Origin of the sequence: Sphingomonas sp. 37zxx (genome assembly GCF_000786205.1) — a bacterium.
Taxonomy (GTDB): Bacteria; Pseudomonadota; Alphaproteobacteria; order Sphingomonadales; family Sphingomonadaceae; genus Sphingomonas.
Genome location: NZ_JROH01000029.1, coordinates 26,408 through 45,351 on the forward strand (window position 1 = coordinate 26,408; position 18,944 = coordinate 45,351).

11 protein-coding genes are annotated in these 18,944 nt (G+C 60.8%); 6 read left to right on the forward strand and 5 right to left on the reverse strand.

What is annotated here, in order from left to right; translation table 11 throughout:
• Positions 1-123 precede the first annotated feature (123 nt).
• Positions 124-1,062: a glycosyltransferase family 2 protein gene (locus QU44_RS17510; RefSeq protein WP_052134759.1), complete on the forward strand. Its 939-nt coding sequence runs from the start codon at positions 124-126 to the stop codon at positions 1,060-1,062.
• Here the strand turns inward: QU44_RS17510 and QU44_RS12020 are convergent.
• On the reverse strand, positions 1,041-2,399 hold the full coding sequence (locus QU44_RS12020; RefSeq protein WP_033922476.1) for an O-antigen ligase family protein: 1,359 nt from the start codon (positions 2,397-2,399) through the stop codon (positions 1,041-1,043). The two genes, QU44_RS17510 and QU44_RS12020, sit on opposite strands and share 22 nt — an antisense overlap.
• Before the next feature lie 91 nt (positions 2,400-2,490).
• On the reverse strand, positions 2,491-3,204 hold the full coding sequence (locus QU44_RS12025; protein ID WP_052134762.1) for a serine acetyltransferase: 714 nt from the start codon (positions 3,202-3,204) through the stop codon (positions 2,491-2,493).
• Positions 3,205-3,588: 384 nt separating this feature from the next.
• On the opposite strand from QU44_RS12025, the gene QU44_RS12030 reads away from it, so the two are divergent.
• The 3 genes from QU44_RS12030 to QU44_RS12040 all read left to right on the forward strand — a co-directional run bounded on the left by QU44_RS12030 (position 3,589) and on the right by QU44_RS12040 (position 6,231).
• Entirely contained in the window at positions 3,589-3,861 is a 273-nt protein-coding gene (locus QU44_RS12030; protein ID WP_156141134.1) for a hypothetical protein, read from the forward strand.
• A gap of 115 nt (positions 3,862-3,976) precedes the next feature.
• Entirely contained in the window at positions 3,977-5,122 is a 1,146-nt protein-coding gene (locus tag QU44_RS12035) for a glycosyltransferase (RefSeq protein ID WP_052134764.1), read from the forward strand.
• Entirely contained in the window at positions 5,119-6,231 is a 1,113-nt protein-coding gene (locus QU44_RS12040; RefSeq protein ID WP_231621729.1) for a glycosyltransferase family 4 protein, read from the forward strand. Before QU44_RS12035 ends, QU44_RS12040 begins: the two co-directional genes overlap by 4 nt.
• Before the next feature lie 109 nt (positions 6,232-6,340).
• On the opposite strand, the gene QU44_RS18890 is transcribed toward QU44_RS12040, so the two are convergent.
• Positions 6,341-8,770 (reverse strand): M10 family metallopeptidase C-terminal domain-containing protein, encoded by a 2,430-nt coding sequence (locus tag QU44_RS18890; protein WP_052134766.1) that lies wholly within the window; start codon positions 8,768-8,770, stop codon positions 6,341-6,343.
• 264 nt (positions 8,771-9,034) lie between these two features.
• Between QU44_RS18890 and QU44_RS12050 the strand changes: the two genes are divergently transcribed.
• Both QU44_RS12050 and QU44_RS12055 read left to right on the forward strand, forming a co-directional pair.
• Positions 9,035-9,421, forward strand: coding sequence for a hypothetical protein (locus tag QU44_RS12050; protein ID WP_156141138.1), 387 nt, complete (start codon positions 9,035-9,037; stop codon positions 9,419-9,421).
• Between the two features lie 89 nt (positions 9,422-9,510).
• Entirely contained in the window at positions 9,511-9,945 is a 435-nt protein-coding gene (locus QU44_RS12055) for a hypothetical protein (protein ID WP_033922480.1), read from the forward strand.
• Here the strand turns inward: QU44_RS12055 and QU44_RS12060 are convergent, their stop codons facing one another.
• Positions 9,946-11,319 (reverse strand): lipopolysaccharide biosynthesis protein, encoded by a 1,374-nt coding sequence (locus tag QU44_RS12060; protein WP_033922481.1) that lies wholly within the window; start codon positions 11,317-11,319, stop codon positions 9,946-9,948.
• Between the two features lie 123 nt (positions 11,320-11,442).
• Positions 11,443-18,465 carry a cadherin domain-containing protein gene (locus tag QU44_RS17520; RefSeq protein ID WP_052134768.1) on the reverse strand — a complete coding sequence of 2,341 codons (7,023 nt, stop codon included), beginning with the start codon at positions 18,463-18,465 and terminating at the stop codon, positions 11,443-11,445.
• Positions 18,466-18,944 lie beyond the last annotated feature (479 nt).

The following is an 18,944-nucleotide window of genomic DNA, read 5'->3' on the forward strand; positions in this document are numbered from 1 at the left end:
CCGAACCGGTGCCTGAATGCCGATCCAGAATGTTTACCTCGGCCCCATATCAAGCAGTGCAATATAGCATTATGAGCGCCAAAGATTCGTGCAGGCAGCAGCATGCAAGCAAGAGGGACTAAGATGGATTTCTCGATCGTCGTGCCGCTCTATAACAAGGCACCGCACGTCGCGGATGCGATCAACAGCATTTTTTCCCAAAGCCTTGCTCCTCGCGAGATCATCGTGGTCGATGATGGATCGACCGATGGCGGCGACGACATCGTTCGCGCGATCGAGGATCCCCGGCTCATCCTGCTGTCGCGTTCGCCGCCAGGGCCGGGCGGCTATGCCGCGCGCAACCACGGCATCCGCCATGCATCTGGCGAGTGGATCGCTTTTTTGGATGCCGATGACCGGTGGCACGAATCGCACCTTTCCGACCTTGCGGCGGCAGTGGAGCGCTGTGCGGAGCCTGTGGGCTGCGCCTTTTCGCGATTCGAGATCAAGCAAAGCGGACGCGACCGGCCGCATCCGGTGGACGAAAGCGTGCTGGTCCCGGGAAAAGCACTCGATCTGGCGACGATTCTGAAAGCGTGGATCGCCCAGAAGGCGTGTCCATTATGGACGGGCGCTACCGCGTTTCGCCGCCAGGTGCTGATCGACGCCGGACTGTTTCCCGAAGGACGGACACGGCGCGGCGGCGACAAGGACATGTGGCTGCGCGCGGTTGCGCATGCGCGCACTGCCTACGCGCCGCAAATCAGCGCTGAATTTCATCAGGAAACCGTCAATCGAATGTCCCTGAGCACCGCCCATACGCAGTTGCCGATCTTGGTCGAGACGATCGCGACGCTTCTGGAAACGGCGACCGATGAGGAACGGAAGTTGCTACGCATGTTATCGAACCAGGAGGTCCGACATTATGCGCGGTACGCAACCGGCGCGCGCGCAAAATCGGGCACTGATTTTTTGCGGTCGATCTATCTACCCGAGGGCGGAGTCGATTTTACCTGGGTCGCCGCTTATATGGCGGCGCAACGGCTCCTACCGAAGCGGCGTCAGGCGGCCAAGCCGCGCTGACGTACCTCGCCGGGTACGCGCCCCGACGCGCGAACCCGGCCTGTGCCGGCCTGCTGGCGATAGGCGAATATGGTGTAGCCACATAGCACGCCATAGAAAATCATGCCTTCGATCATCCACATCGGCATTGTCGCCATGTTCAGCATGAAAAAGCTGACATGCCCCGCCAGCAGCGCGGTTTTCGCACTGCCCCTGACACGAGCAGCCAGAGCCAGCATCCAGCCCCACAGAAACAGCATCGCAGCGATGCCGAGCACGCCGATTTCATACAGCGACGACACCAGCGTGTTGTGGGCATAGAGGCGGAACTTATCCGACCAGCTCTCCATCCCATACCCGATCAGCTTGCGCGTTGGCGATGCGTCGATCCAGCCATAGATATAGCCGCTCCAGATCGCCGGCCGCCCCGACAATATCCGCTTTTCCTCGACCGTATACTCGGCTGGGCGTTTGATGATGTTCGAGCCCCGGTTCGCTGCACTGCCCAGATCGGCAAAGCGATCGCCACCCGACATCGCACCGATGCTGAACAAGACAGCCCCGACCACGACCATCATGCCAAGCACCAATCCACGCTGGCTACGCACAAATCTGGCCGGAACATCGATCAACAGGGCAACCGCGACCAGCGGCAATATCCCCAGAATGGCCGTGCGATAATTGGCCAGCACGATCGCTACCAGCACAATCGCAATGAGCGGCAACTGCGCCAATAATGGCCGATCCCGCACCGCGATGATGACCATGCCCGCGCTTGCCAGCAGCATCGAAAAGCCGCCCTCATGAAAAAAGCCGCCGATATAACTGGCTGATCCGTCCATCTCACCCGCTTTGGCGATGCCCAGCACGATCGACAAAAGCTGCATCAGGAACGGCAATGCGAACGCCCACAGCAACGCTCGGAAAAAACGCCCCGGCCCAATGTCTTCGATCGCGTCGACCGTGGCCAGCAGAACGACGATCGCATAGGCGTATTTGGTAAGGACGGTCGCCAGCGGAGCAACTTGGCCATTGTACACGCCGCTGATGATCATCACCGCCAGCAATGGGTAGAACGGTATCAGTGCCGGATCGCTCAAGCGCCGCCAACGAACGATCAATAGCCCGAAAAGCGCCATCGCGACCGATCCCAGCGCGTTCCAGCTCAATCCGAGAGGCGACGGATCGAAGGTAAATTCGTGCAGGGCAGCCAAAAGTGCGCGCGCCCAAATCGCTACAAAGACGAACCGCGCGGCATTGCTGGGCGTCCGCCGCAGAACGACAAACATCACGATAGTCACCAGCGCAATCGCGGGCAGTGATGCGTAAACGGGGAGCGAGCGGCTTGCTTCTTCCATATCGTCGCTTGCCTAGAGTGTCGGCGTGTTGACCGCAATGTTCGGAACCCACTTTGATTCCCAGGCGATCGCGGTCAATGCAGCGATCGCCTCAACCCAAGCTAAACCCTGCAGGCACCGGCCCGACAAACGCGCCGCGACAGCGCTCCATCAAATGATCGGGAACCTGCTGATTGATATAACCCGTCGATCCGCCGCTGGAGAGCAGCTTAGCAGGCACCCCGCCCACCACCCCACTTTCGGGAACATCCTTCGTCACGACAGCGTTCGAACCAATCGAACTGTCACTACCAACCAGTATCTTGCCGACAATTTTGGCCCCAGCACCGACAAAAACACGATCGCCAAGGATTGGACTTCCAGCGCGTGGCCCGCGATTGGCCTGGCCCAACATCGTCCCATGGGTAATATTGGCGTTGCAGCCAATCACAGCGTCACCGTTCATGTAGATGCCGCCGAACCGATTTATGAAAAGGCCAGGCCCTACCAGCATATATTCAGGGATTGCGATACCATATTTGTAACGGCTCCGGAGCAGTGCCCATTTTGTCAAGGGATACATGCCGAGCGCATAAAGCGGCTTGGTTTTCAACCAGCCGCACGCCCGCATCTGTACTGTATATTTATATCCAGGCGTAAACATGTAATGCTTAAAAAATGATATCAGGTCGATCTGCCCCCCGTATCTATACAGATCTGCTGCCAGTACTGATTTCAACTTCGAGAATGACGTAATGCAACCTCGCTGATGAGGTTTTCCCATTTCACCAACAGAATATTGCTCCACCACTACCCAATTCTCCATCGTCAGCGCCCGCCCGCTGCAAATGTTACCACCAGCCTAAAAGTTCCATCGCCAAGCTAAATCGCTGGTTTATCATATAACCAATATCTTGGGACATCAATGCTGATGTCTTTCTACCCATCCGGGCAATCGGCTGCGCGCATTGCTTGAGGTACTGGGATCGGCAGCGCCAGGGAAACAATGAGCGCATCCGCCGTGAGTTGCAGCTGCCCGTTTCGATCGCGGGTTTTGAGGCAGCGACGCATTTGACGGGCAAAGTCGTTAACCAATGGCGGATCCCCCCCCCCTCACGGGCAATATTCTAGCGATTAACCAGCCTCGCTAACACCCCCGTAAAGCACGATGATTAGGGCCTGTCCGGCAGAACTGCCCAAGGGGATCCAGATGCAGAACGCTCGACGGGTGCAGCCACCGGCACCGCCATTGGCCCAAGCACCAGCCGTGAATCCTGCAGCGCTGGACATAGGCGACCATGCTGCAGCCGCGTCGCCCGCCCTGGCACTGCAGCAACGGCTGAGCGAGGCGGCGCTGCGCGGTTTCTACACCCCCACCGTCACGCCGCGACGCCCGCGCTATGCCGCGATCGCCGCGATGGCGGCAATCGCCTTGGGTTGCTGGGCCGCGGTCTTCGGCTTTGGAGCGCTTCTAGCCAGCTGATATACCCGCAAGAGCCTTGCCATCACCCAACGATGCCGCCAGAAGGCAGCCGGTATCGGACGACTGGAAGGGCTGACGCGGATGCATCTATCCATCGTGCCGATGGCTATCGCGCATGGCTAAGCCGCGCATTTTGTTCATCCTCAATTCGCTGGCGGGCGGCGGTGCCGAACGGGTGGTGCTGTCGCTGCTCGACCTGTCGGCCGATCTGCGCGACCGCTATGATTTCAGCCTCGCCCTGCTCGATCGCGAGACGCCCGACTACAGCCCGCCCACGTGGCTCACCGTGCACCAGCTCGACGCTCAGTTCGGCTTGGCGCAAAGCGTCAAGCAGTTGCGCGCACTGGTGGCGCAGGTGCAGCCCGACGCGACCTTCGCGTTCCTCGTCCGATCCAATCTGGCCAGCATCATCGTTGCTCGATTGGCGGGGCACAAGGCGATCATCAGCGAACGGGCCAATACGTCGGGCCATTTCCCGACCGATCTGAAGGGGCGGCTGTCGCGGTTGATGGTTCGGCTGCTCTATCCGCGCGCCGACCATATTGTATCGGTATCGGCGGGCATTGCCGATGATCTGGTGCAGAATTTCGGTGTGTCGGCGGATCGTATCACCACCATCCCTAATCCGGTGCGCGCCGATGCCATTCGCGCATCGGGTGCGCAGGACCCCGCCTGGACCAGCGAACGGCCTTATGCCGTGGCGGTTTCGCGCCTTGCCCCCAATAAGAATGTGGCGCTGGTGCTCGATGGCTTGGCGCGCGCCGATACCAATGTCGCTTTGGCGGTGATGGGCCAGGGGCCAGAGCGCGAGCGGCTCGAAGTGCAGGCGGCGGCGCTGGGCATCGCCGATCGCGTCCATTTCCTGGGGTTCCAGTCGAATCCCTATGCGATCATGGCCCGCGCGGCCTTTTATGTCAGCGGCTCCAATGCCGAAGGCTTCCCCAACGGCCTGGTCGAAGCATTGGCGCTCGGCATTCCGGTGCTGTCGACCAACTGCCCATCGGGGCCGTCGGAGATCCTTGCCGACAGCGCGCGCGAGGCGATCAGCGGCCTCACGATTGCGCCCTATGGCATTTTGACGCCGCCCAACGATGCCGATTCGATGGCGCGCGGGATGGAAGCTGCGCTGGAGCCGGGGCTCAGCGCCGAACTGGTCGCGGCCGGCCCCAAGCGCGCCGCCGAATATGCGCCGTTGCGGGTGCGCGACGCCTATTGGGGCATCGTCGAGAAAGTGCTGGCCAAAAAGGGCGGAAGATCGTGAGCGGCAAAAGCGAGATGCGGATCGCCGTGACCGGGTTGCGCGGCATCCCCGACGTCATGGGTGGGGTCGAGACGCATTGTGAGGAATTGCTGCCGCGCGTTGCGGCGCGCGCGCCCGGCGTGACGATCGCGGTGCTCGGGCGCAAACCCTATCTTCCCGCCGAGCCGCGCCAGTTCAAAGGGGTGGCGGTCGTCCCGCTCGCCGCGCCCCGCAAGCAGAGCATCGAGGCGATTGTGTCGACCTTGGTCGGCATCCTTCATGCCCGCCGCCATCGCTATGACGTGGTGCACATCCACGCCATCGGCCCCGGCCTGCTGACCCCGCTCGCACGCCTGCTCGGGCTTCGCGTCGTGATGACTCATCACGGCACCGATTATGATCGGGCGAAATGGGGCAAGCTGGCCAAGCGCATCCTGTGGTGGGGCGAGCAGGCGTCGCTGCGCTGGGCCGATCGCGTGATCGCGGTGTCGCCCTCACTCGCTGACATGCTGCGCGCACGCTATCCGCTACAGGCGGCAAAGGTGCGCTATATACCCAATGGCGCGCCGACGATGGCGCAGACCGATGCCTCGCGCGCCGAAGTGCTGGCAAGCTTAGGCTTGAACGCGGGTGGCTTCATCCTCGCCGTCGGTCGGCTGGTCGAGGAAAAGGGGCTCGATTATCTGATCGAAGCGCATCGCCAAAGCGGCATCACGCTGCCTCTGGCGATCGTCGGCGCATCGGATCACGCCTCGCCTTATGCCAGCCAGTTGCTGGCAAAGGGGAATGACCAGGTCCGTTTCCTGGGGCTGCAACCGCGCTCGGTGCTGCGGCATCTGTATGAAACGACCGCGTTGTTCGTGCTGCCCTCCTTTCACGAAGGGTTGCCGATCGTCGCGCTCGAGGCCGCGCGCAGCGACGCGCCGATGCTGCTCAGCGACATCGCCCCCAATCGCGATGTCGGCCTGTCACCGAGCAATTATTTTCCCGTCGGCGATGTCGGCGCGCTTGCGGCTGCGCTTAGCCAGCCGCTCGATCGCTACCGGATCGATGCCGATTCGGTACGCCGCCGCTTCGATTGGGACGCGATCGCCGATCAAACGCTGGCGGTGTACCGCGAAATCGCCTGATCGCCGCGCGCCTTAGGCCAGCATGACGCAACGCGAACCACAGCATTTCTGTAGCATCGCCGGGCTGGTCCGGACCTATTCCGAACCAGCCCGGTCAATTGCCTAAGCGTCAGCCGGCGAAGCCGACATCGCCCACGCCTACCGACGATCCGATCGCCGAATAGACATAATAGGTCACGCCGTTGACCTCGAACGAGCCATCGAACTCGATCGATTTGATGGCGCGATTGTTGGTGCCAGTGATCATCAACGTGTCACCATTGCCAAGTGCGAAGACATTGTCGCGGCCGGTGGTGATGATACCATCGCCGTTGCCGTCATTGATCGCTTCGGTGAGCACGATCAGGTCGTTGGAGTTAAAGCCGGTAACCCGGTCCTTGCCCGTCCCCGGCGCGGCATTGGCACCATCGATGAACACGATATCGGTCATGCTTGAATTCAACACCAGCACGTCATCATTGACCGTGCCTTCGATCACGCGCTGCCCCCGCTTGGCATCGGGACGAACCGATGCGTCGGCATAATAGAACATGCCATTTTGCGTGCCCAGAAACCGCAGTCCCACGTCACCGTCGAAGTTTTCGAACGCGATCCGGTCGCCGCGACGTTCCAGGTTCAGGATGCCGTCGTCGCCAAAGGTGATGATGCCATCGCCATTGCCGTCGTTAATCGCCCTGGTCACCGCCAGCACGTCGCGCGAATCGAAATCGGCGATGGTGTCGAATCCGCTATCTCCGATCGGATCGACCATGAACAAGTCGGCCCCTTCACCGCCGATCAACAGGTCGTCGCCTTCGCGGCCCTGCAGCACGTCGTTGCCGGCATTGCCGCGCAGCACGTTGTTCGCGGCGTTACCCAGCAATACGTCGTTGCCCGAGCCACCGCTGGCGTTTTCGATCAGCACGCCACCGGCGATGGTATAGCCGCCCCAGATATCGTCGACGAACGACACCACGCCGCCGCCGGTCGCCGAATAATCGAGCGTCGCGGCGGTCAGATCGATCTGGGTTGCCCGTGCGCCATTGTACTGGATTTCATCGATCCCCGCCGAATCCCAGATGGTCTGATAAAAGGTACCCTGGTCGTTCGCGTCGCCCAGTACATAGATATTGTCGCCGGTTTCGCGCTCGACCACGCCATAACGCGCCTGGAGCACCGCAATATCGAACGCGCTAAGCGTGCCCGACCATCCGCTGTCGATGTTGGAGCGCGCGAATGGCGTCGGGCCATCGGGGTGCAATTGCCAGGCATCGTTATACGACATCACCGAATACACGCCCTGGTTCAAATTAAAGAACCCAAGCGAATCGGACCCGGTTACCCCGATCATGATGTCCGAACCGCCGCCATTGTCATGCGGATGCGCCAGCCCGTGAGCGTGACCGAATTCGTGCAGGATCACGGCAAAGGAATAGCCCCCTTCCTGCAGGCTGGGTTGCCCCGGAATGCTCCAGCCACCGCTCAACACATTGAAAACGCCGACGCCCTGGCTTGCGCCATAGGCCGGATCCTGCGGGAAGAAATACGCGCCATACCGCTCGGACTCGGTTTTCAGCAGGCGGAAGGTCGCCTGGCTCGAATCCTCGGTGATGACATATTCAATGCCCAGGATCCGGGTATATTCCTCCAGCGCCAGCATGACCTGCTGCTTTTCATACGCATTCCAGTCGATGGTAACCATCGGACCGCCGGAATCACCGGTCTGATTGAAGTTCTCGTCCGAATCGCCGAAATAGACATAGGCCGTCTCGACGCCGTTCACCAATACCGTCGGGATGGGATTTGCCGACGCCCAATCAATCGAATCGAGCGGATCGAGTTCGGCTACGTCAATCTCATTGATTTGCAGCGTATAGCCGCCCGTCTGCTGCGCATAGGCGAGGGCATCGAGATAGTAGAAACCACTTTCCTGCGCCAAAAACGAAAAACCAGAACTGATGTTGGTCGGATAGGCGATGTCGTCGTTAAAGCCGATAAACGTGCCATCGGGGGCATATAGCCCCAGCACGGTATCAAGCTCCCCTTGGGGAATATTCAGTGGATCGGTGTTGAGATCAGCCCCCCCCGAAAGTTCGAACGTGTAAAGCTTGCCCGCTTCCAGAAACACTTTGTAGGTGTCGATGTCGTTGCTGGTCTCGATATGGCCGAATGTGGTGCCGACCTGGATTTCGACGGCACTGGCGAAAGTATCGGGCACTTCGTCGGCCGCGGGCTTGGCCCATACGTCGATCGTATAGTCGCCGAAATCGCCCGCGCCAAAGGCCTGCGCGGTCAGGAAATACGAGCCGGTCGTGGTGGCGGTAAAGGTGAACAGCGAAGTGAGCCCTGCACCGCCATCGTCGTCGAAACCCACCAGGGCACCCGCCGCATTGTACACCGCAAGAAGCGGGTCGACCAAGCCGTCATCACCGGCACCGCGAAGCGCAACCGAATAGGTCTGTCCGGCGACTACCGACAGCAAGAAAACGTCGGCAGATTCGCCAGGCTCCAGCGTACCTGAAAGCTGCGCATCCGAATCGACCCGGATGCTGCTGGGCACCGTTCCAAGTACAGTTGTAGGTACATCATACACGAAATCGCGCAGAATTTCGCTTTTACCCTGGCACATTAGGCAGCCGCACGCCGCTATTTCTGCCGGGAGCAACTTTTCTTCGCCGAGCGCGTAGGTATCGATATACATAATCATATCCCCCTTGGTTTTTTTGATTCTGGTGCCCTTATCAACTCGCAACAGATCACGAACAAAGGTAAACGGCAATTCATAATTGGTGCGCCGACAGGTAAACCGTTCAGGAATTGGGCCATGAAACACGCGCAATGGTGTATTTCGGCATTATGCGTCGCGGGGCTCGCTGCGGGAACAGGGTGGATAACCTACACCGCCGCTGCGATGCAGAACGCACCCGACCGCCAATGGGTGAAAAATCTGAAAAAGGACCACAGGGTGGCGCAATCGAACGCGGCGGGGGCCGGGATCAGTAACTTGCCGCATGCCAATGGCCGCAGCTTTCAAACGCTCGACCAATATCTGACGTATCTGAAAACCTATGCGGCGCCGATCGACCAGCCTTGGTATCGTGAAGTTCGGCCGGGCGCATATCGGTTGGAAACCGGGTTGCTGAAACCTGCTGCGGCACCTGCCATCTATACCCGCGAAGAGCTGATGCGCCGCTTCGGGTTCCGGGAATGATCCAGCGAAAGGCAGCACGCCTTAGGGTGATCGCCGATGGCCAATAACGCCTCGGTTTACAGGTGCCGTGCTTTCGGCAATATCCTTACATGCCTAACGCATATGTAACCGAAACCGATGATCGTCTCGCCACGATCGACCTTGCCGAGCGCGCGCTTGCCCAGCTGCAACAGTCGCTAGCGGGCAAGGACGATCATGTTAGCTTCGAAATCGACACCCGTTCGCTGCGCGGACTTGCCAGCGTGATCGAGGCGACGCGCCGCGAAATAAGCCGATGCGCTGGCGAACGGTGCATGGGCCGGGCGGTCGATGGCGTGAAACTTTGGGTGGCGCAGGCGCAATTCGACGTCGAACGCACGCGGGCCGAGCGGGCCGAAGCCCGCCTGGCTGGGATGGAAGCCGCGCTGGCGGCGATTGCAGCCAGCGCCGATCATGGCGAGGAAGCGTTGGGCATGTTGGTCGACTGGCAACAACATGCGTTGTGGATGCAGCATTGCGCGGCCTCGGCGCTCGATCGCGCCTGATTACTTCCGATTGCGGCGCAGCTTCTGCAACGGCAGCGCGCGCATCAGCATGTCGAAATCCGACCGCCGATACCGCATCACCTCGAACACACTGAACCCGGTGACCCGCGCATAAACACCCAAATAGCCAACCGCCGCCACCATGTAGCAAAGACTGGAGACAAGCGCGGCACCCAACGCATCGGCACGTTGGATCGCCCACCAACCGGCACCGATGTTGAGTGCAAGGATCGGCAGCATCACCGTCATCGAAAGCCACGGCTTCCCGCGTCCAGCCAGGTCGATGTTCAAAATCTTGAACAGGATAAACGCAGCGATGCCGGGCAGCAGCGCGATGCAGACGATCCCGCTGCCGGCAAAGTCAGGCCCGAAAACAAACGGAAAAAACCACGGCGCGATGATGCCAAGGCCGATGCTGATCAGCACCGCGACGAAGAATGAAATTCGCGCCAGCACCTGAACCTTGATGGAAAAGGCCTGCTCGTCCTTCGCATTCACTGCGCGCGACAGAACGATCGCCGACAGCGAATTGGGAATTTCCCAGATCAGCTCGGCGATGAGAATCGCCTGCGCAAACAGCCCCACTTGGTCGAGCGTGCTGTAGCGGCTCAGCATCAGGATCATGATCCGATAATTGAGCATCAAAATCATCAACGATGCAGCGTAGCTGAATGCCTTGGTCTGCAGCATTCTCGCGACGCTTCGATCGAATCCGATACGAAGCGGGGCGGAGCGGCGCAGCAGGTACAGCGCATAGGACGCAGCGACCAATGCGCCCGCAAGCGGCGCGATCAACGCACCGCGCGGATCGAGCAAGCCCAATGCTGCCAGCAACGAAAGAACCGCCAGGCTGGCGACCGCGGGCCGCCAATTGGCCTTGCGATATTCGGCGATCCGCTGCTCGCCAAGGAACACGCCGGTACTATACGCGCTCACCAGCCCGATCGGAATGATCGCCACCGCCAGCGCGCGCGCGGTCCAGTCCTGATCGGCGATGCCGGCGAATTCGAAATATAACAGCGCTGCGCCGATGCCGATCCCGCCGGCGATCGGCACCATGCCAAGCAATGTCGGCACCAGCTGCTTGGTCGTCAGCAATCCGCGCCCGAGATGGAACGCGGTCGATTGGCGGATACCAAGCTCGGAAAAGTTGATCGCGAGCTGGCTCGGCACGGTGAGCGCACTGATCAACCCGCGCCCTTCGGGGCCAAGCACTCGCGCGATGATGATATTCGAGATGAACCCCGTCAGCCGCAAGAAGATACGGCTGATGGTCATGCCGATCGCGTCGATCGCGAAGCTGCTCTGCTTTTTGGGCGATCCGCCCATGCCGGCGCGTTCTTCGTCGATGGGCGGGGGTTTCTCGTCACTCATCGGGTGATGCCCCTAACCCATATCCAGTGCGGCGGGCGCTGTCGCCCGGGCGCTGTTTGCAAGCATCCGGGCGGATTCGCAACCCGCCGATCCAGCGCCGGCCGCGAATTCAGCCCCCCGATTTCAGAAATCGACGTCTGCCACCCCGGCATTGGTGCCGATCCGGCTATACACATAGTAGCTGACGCCATTGTCGACATATTGGCCATCGAACTCGAGCGCGGTGACGATCTGATTCTCCGGGGTCGAAACCGCTACCTTGAGCGGCCCCAGGTTCATGACCGACCCCTTGCCGAAAAGGATAATGCCGTCGCGGTTGCCATCGGGCAGCGCCGCGGTTGTCACCAGCACATCGTTCAGACCGAAATTGGTTACCGACAGCGTGCCGGCAAGCGTACCGCTGGCCGTATCGATCAGGATCGTATCCGACCCGACATCAAACGCCTCCCCTTGATAGGGTGCCGGGGGGTTGACGGTGACGGTGACGGTGAAGTTGGTGGTTATGGCCAGCCCCGCATTGTCGGTCGCCTGACCAACCAAGGTGTAATCACCCGGCACCAACGCCGCCGCGGGAGCGACCCGCACGATGCCCGTTGCCGAATCGACGACGAAGCGACCGCTTGCGTCGTCGACCAAGGCATAGCGCAATGTGTCGCCATGATCGGGATCGGTGGCATTCAACGTGGCGGCGATCGTGCCGGCGGCGGCATCCGGCGCGATCCGCGCCCCAGATGCCCTGATACCGGTCGGTGCCTCGTTCACATCGGCAATCGTGACATCGAAGCTGGTGGTCACCGCGACCCCCGCCGCATTCTGCGCCGACACCGTCACTTGATGCATAGCAGCCGCTTCGTAATCGATGATCGCGCCGGCAGCCACGGTCAACGCCCCGCTGACCGGGTCGATCGCGAAACGACCACCCGCATCCGCCGTCAGCACATAGGTCACCGATCCTTCGGTATCGGCAACGATCGTCGCAACCTGCGTACCCTGACCGGCGTTCTCAGCTATCGTGCCGCCGGTCATCGCCAGCGTAAAATTCGTCGGCTGACTTTGCGGAAACAGGTCCAGCTTGCCGGCAACACTGCCGATCTTGCTATACACGTGATACGTCACGCCGTTATTCACCACCGCGCCGTCATATTCCAACGACCACATGGCCGCACCCGTCGTCGAGGTGATCGACAGCTTCGAAGTGCCGACATCGATCGTTCGGGCTTTACTGTTACCGACGATAATCCCGTCGCCATTGCCGTCGACGATGCTGCGGGTCGTCACGATGATGTCGCGATCACCGAAATTGGTGATCCGTGTGGTTGCGGCCAATCCGCCAGCGGCGTTATCGACCAAAAAAACATTGGCCCGCGCATCGGGATTGTCGCCGTCAAACGGATTGGGCGCAGCCCTCACCGTAATCGCGAAGCTTTGCGCCACGCTTTGCCCGCCGGCATCGGTCGCCGCTGCGGTAATGGCGTAATTCCCCACCGCATGGCTCAGCACCGCACTGGGCGCGACCCGGATCACCCCGGTTGCGGCATCGATCAAAAACCGCCCACCGGCATCGTCGATCAACGCATAGCGCAGCACGTCGCCTTCGGGATCGATCGCCGCAAGCGTGCCGACCAGCGCGCCGCCGGGCGCACCCGCCACGGTCGAACCGCCCGACAAGGATAATCCGGTCGGTGCCTCGTCGACGTCGCCGACGATGACGACCATGTTCGCCTCGAACGACAATCCGCCGCTGTCGGTCGCCAACAGGGTCAGCAAATGACTGGCCGCCGTTTCATGATCCAGCACCGCGCCGGCAGCCACCCGTATTTCGCCCGAGCTTGCATCGATCACGAACCGTCCATCGGCATCGTCGAGCAGGCTATAGCCGATGACATCGCCCCGATCGCCATCGAGCGCAGCCACCGTCGCGACCAGCGATCCAGCGGCAGCATTCTCCAGGATCGTACCCCCGGCGATGTCGAATCCGACCGGAGCCTCGTTCACATCGGCGATCGTGATGTCGATCGATTCGCGCCGCACCAATCCGCCGGCATCGGTAGCCCGCACGACGATCGTCACTACCGGTTCGGACTCATAGTCGAATACGGCACTCGCCCCGACGCGCAGCTCGTTCGTCAGCGGATCGAGGGTGAAACGTCCTCCTGCATCACCTTCAAGCGTGTACTGCAACACATCGTCGGTGTCGGGATCGAACGCAGCGATCGTTCCGACGACACCGCCGGCCGCGCTGTTTTCCGCCAGCCCGGCCGTTACCAGCGTGAGCATGACCGCGCCGGGTGCTTCGTTTTCGTCCTCGACCGTGACGGAGAAGCGCTCCTCGATCGTTGCACCGCTTGCATCGGTCACCGCAACGATGATGCCGTGCTCGGACGCGGTTTCGTAATCGAGCACGGCGCCATCGGCGACCGTGATCGCGCCGCTGCGGGCGTCGATGATGAAGCGTCCCCCGGCGTCGTCGATCAGCGTGTAGCTGAGGACATCGTCGGGGTTGGGGTCTTCGCCGATCGCGATCCCGACCAGCGTACCCGCCGCTGCGTTCTCCTTGACCACCAGGTCAACCGCCTCGATCCCGCTGGGCGGCGCGGGCGTGGCGAATATGGTGAGCTGTTCGATCGTCCAGCGCACACCACCGAAGTCGAATTGCTCGACGCCGCTGACGGTGTCGGTGCCGTCGGGCGCCGCTTCGCGCAGGTCCCGGATCGACAGCCCAGCTTCGACCAATGTCAGCCTATAATCGGACAACAGCCCCGAATATTCGGCCAAATCTTCGCCATCGCCGCCATCGATCGTATCGTCGCCCGCGCCACCGCTGAGGATGTCATCGCCACCGCCACCCCAAAGTCGATCAGCACCAGCACCGCCATCGAGCCGGTTGGCACCTGCGTCGCCGGTAAGCCGGTCGGCGCTGGAAGACCCGATCAGGTTTTCAATACTCACCAGCACGTCACCATAGGCGTCGCCGCCGAAGGCAATTCCCGTCGCCAGGTCCACCGTAACGCCAACCAGGCTGCTGGCGTAGCTGGCCGTATCATTGCCCTCGCCGCCGTCGAGCAGATCGCCGCCCGCGCGTCCGGCCAGAACATCGTCACCAGCCATGCCATATAGCCGGTCGTTGCCGCTGCCACCGGTGATGACATTGGCCGCCGTATTGCCCGTGCCCGCAAAGTTCAGGTTGCTGGTATGGGTCAGATTTTCGAAATGCTCGAGCAACGTATAGGCCGACAAGGTCGTCCGTATCGTATCGATACCTTCGTTCGCATATTCGATCACGATGTCGGCAAGCTGCCCGACGATATAGATATCGTTCCCCATGCCGCCGATCATTGTATCGGCACCGGCGCCGCCATCGAGCAGGTCATCACCGCCAAGGCCAATCAGCGTGTCATCACCGCCGCGCCCGTACAATATCTCGTCTCCCAAATCGGTGCCGGTTATCGAGTCGCTGAAATTGGTGCCGCTGACGCTGGTGATTTCATAGAGAACATCGCCCTCGGCATCGCCGCCGGTGCTGATGTTCGTCTCCATGTTCAGGACGATCGCGACCCTGGCGCGCGAATAATCTGCATTATTCCTGCCCAGCCCGCCATAGAAGGTGTCCGCACCGGCAGAACCGAAAAATTTGTCGTTCCCATCTAAACCGTAAAATGTCTCAGAGCCGCTCGACCCTGTAAACACATTGTCGAGTGCGTTCCCGACGCCAACGAACGTGCCGGTCCCCAGATACAACAGATTTTCCAGCGTATCGGACAAGGTGTAGCTATCCAGCGTCGTGTTCACACGATCGATGCCGCCGTCGGGCATTTCGATCACGACGTCGCCAATATCATCCACTACGTATTCGTCGTTGCCGGCACCTCCGACCATGCGGTCCGCACCCAGCCCGCCATTCAGCACGTCGTTGCCGTCGCCGCCTTCGAGCAGATTGTCGCCGTCGTCGCCGGTCAGCCGATCGGCGAAGGCAGATCCGACCAATCCTTCGATGCCGGTCAGCACATCCCCCGCGGCATCCCCTCCGGTGCCGATGCCGGTTGCCAGGCTGACGGTAACGCCAGATAGGCTGCCCGAATAATCAGCGATGTCGAACCCGTCACCGCCGTTCAGCCGGTCGGCACCCAGGCCGCCCGTCAGGCGATTGTCGCCGGCGTCGCCGGTGAGCGAATCGTTGAACGCCGTACCGATGACTGCTTCGATCTGTGTCAGCAAATCACCTTCGGCGTCGCCTCCGCTGCCGGTGCCCGTCAGCAGGTTGATCGTGACGGCTTGCGCACTCGCCGAATAATCCGCCGTGTCGAAACCGGCCCCGCCGACCAATATGTCACTGCCTGCGGCACCGATCAAAACATTGTCGCGCTCATCGCCGATCAACACGTCGTCCAGCGACGAACCGATCAACCTGGAAATATCCCACAATCGATCACCTTCGGCATCACCGCCAAAGCCGAAGCCCGTCGACAGATCGATCGTCACTGCCGCGGCACTTGCCGAATAGTCAGCCGTATCGAAACCGCCGCCGCCCGCCAGGGAGTCTGCCCCGGCACCGCCGATCAACACGTCATCGCCCGTTCCGCCGGTCAGCGTGTCGTCGCCCTCGCCGCCCTCCAGTCGATGAACGTCCCCGGCCGCGACAATCACATCGTCATGCGCGGAGCCTCGAACAATTTCGATGCCTTCCAGAATATCGCCCGCCGCGTCGCCCGCGCTTGCGCCGGTGCTCAAGTCCAGGACGATGCCTTCGGCGGCGTCGCTATAGTCGGCGGTATCGATGCCCAAACCACCAATCAGCCGATCAGCGCCACCACGCCCAATCAACCGGTCGTTACCATCGCCGCCCTCAAGCAGATTGTCCGCAGCGTCGCCCATTAAGACATCGGCGGCGGCGGTGCCGATCACGGCTTCGATATTCACCAGCCTGTCGCCTTCGGCATCGCCGCCGGTGGCAGTTCCCGCGGCAAGATCGACCGAAACCCCGGTCAGGCTGGCGGAATAGTCGGCAGTATCAAAGCCGGCCCCGCCGTCCATCATATCGGCACCGGCCCCTCCGACCAGGCGATCATCGCCCTCGGCACCGTTCAGGAAATCATTGCCTGCACGTCCTTCCAGCGTGTTCGCGCCTGCATCGCCGATCAAGCTATCGTCGAATGCCGATCCGGCCAGAGTTTCGATCCGGCTTAGTCGGTCGCCCTCGGCATCGCCATTCTGGCCGATTCCGGTGGTCAGGTTTACCGTGACCCCCACCGCGCTCGTTGCATAATCTGCCGTGTCGATCCCGTCGCCGCCGTCGAGCCAATCCCCGCCGGCACCGCCGACCAGAATGTCGTCAGCCGCGCCGCCGATCAGCGTGTCGGCAAAGGCTGAACCAATCACTATCTCGATATCGATCAGCACGTCGCCGGCGGCGTCACCCGCCGTCCCCCGACCGGTCCCCAGATCGACCGTTACCGCCTCGCTGCTCGAGCTATAGTCGGCCGTGTCTATTCCGTTGCCGCCATCGAGAATGTCGGCTCCCGCGCCGCCTGCCAGCACGTCATTGCCATCGCGTCCGAACAGCACATCGTCACCGCCGCCGCCAATCAGCCGATTTGCGCCTTCATCCCCTTTAAGGAAGTCGGCGAAATCGGAGCCGATGACGCCTTCGATCCCGACCAGCATGTCGCCAGCGGCTGCCCCCGTCGGCGCGCCGGTCGCCAGATCGACCCCGACCCCGCTGTCGGCATCGGAATAATCCGCCAGATCGAAGCCCGCGCCGCCGATCAACATATCGGCACCCGACCCGCCTGCCAGAATATCGTCGCCTTCGCCGCCGATCAGCAGGTCGTCGCCGGCATTGCCCACCAGCACGTCGTTCCCCGCCCCACCGTCGACGAAGTCATCGCCCGAACCCGTCACGATTATCTGTGCCGAGGCGTCGGCGCGGATCTGCAAATCGGTCTCGGACAGGCTCTGGTCGATCTGCAACGCACCGGCAATCGTAGCCACCCCGGTCTGACCGTCGATCGTGATCGACGACTGCCTGCCCTGCCGTACCAGCGTCGCTCCGTCGGTCGCCACGGTCGGGTGGAGCACGGTCACCCTTGCGCCTCCTTCACCGGCGTCGAACACCACCGTTCCGGTGCCGCCGCCAACCGCATGCGCGTTGATCAATGTCGCCCCGGCATTCTGCCCGAACCAGAAATGCGCGCGGCTGGACGATCCGCCGAGAAGGACGGGCGTGATGCTGACGACGTCTTCCAGAACCGCATCGTTAGCCCATATCCGGAAATTGCGCCCATTGCCCTCGGCAACCGCGCGGATCAGCGTCGTGCTGCTGGATTTCAGATCATAGCCGCCATCGGTATTGTTGGCAGCCACGGTGTCTTCGAACAGAATGTCATAGACGCCCCGCTCGGTCGCGAAGCCATCGCCGTTCCAATAGCCGCCCGAGACACTGTCATAGGCGTTCACCATCGAAACGCGCCGAAGCACGACATCATGCACAGTGCCGTCGAGCACCACCCCAGTCGCAAAATTGTCGCCGTCGATCGCCTGGCTGTCGCCGCGAACATCTTCGATCAGGACATCGTGGCTGTCATATTGGAGCCGAATCGCGCTCTTTGAAAACCCATCGACATCGATGTCGCGCAGCGTCAGTCCGCTGATCGTCGCGGTCGTGTTCGCGCCGGAGACAAAGTTCTCAAAAAACCGCTGAACGTTGGTGGCATCGACATGCTCGATTGTCAGGTCGGTGATGTCTGCACCAACCCGAAATGCACCATAGCCGATATCGGCGAAGCTCAGGTCATTGAATTGCAGATGGTCGGCACCGCTCAGCAGGCGGAATACTTCCTCGCCATTTTCCGCCCCCGGCGACCATGGGTCAGCGCGCGATCCGACGATTTCCGCCCGCGCGGGATTGCCGCTGGAATCGACGCCACGAATGACGACCGGCGCGCCCAGCTCGCCACCGGTCACGATCGAAAGCGGTTCGCTCCCGACGATATATTGGCCTTGATCCGCGATCAGCCGTATTTCACCGCCTGGGCCTGCGGCGGCGATAAAGATGGGAATATCGGCGAAGGTACCCGCATTCTCGATCGAAGATCCATCCCGCAGGCCAGCACCCGTTGGCGTGATAAACAGGACCGTACCGTCGGACATTGGCGAACTTCCAAAAACAACTGCTCGCGATAGGCGGGCATCAATAAAGTAAACGCTTTATAAAGGATTCGAGCCAAAATCGCAACGAACAGCCAGTGGGCAGAACCACGGCGCACCAGCTGACCTAAACGCCAGAATTCCGTGCGAGATATCGTTAATAAACGGCCCCTGCCTCAAAAAGGCACAATCCCCGCGAAAATATCTCAAATGAATTAGCAGATCACAATTGAAAGAATTGGGTGCTATCTATGGATAACATGGCTCATGGTTAACCAATAGATGCTACCATTGTCGAATTAATACGCCTACCCAATACCTCCTGAAGAAATATGTTAAAGACTTGGAGGAATTATTTGCTCTTTTCGGTCAATTATGGACTGTTCATATCTTGGAACCGATATTTTGTTTTACCGTTGGTACGGTTTCGTGCCGCATCAACATCTACCGACGGATTAGCAGGCTGCTGAAAAATCCCACGG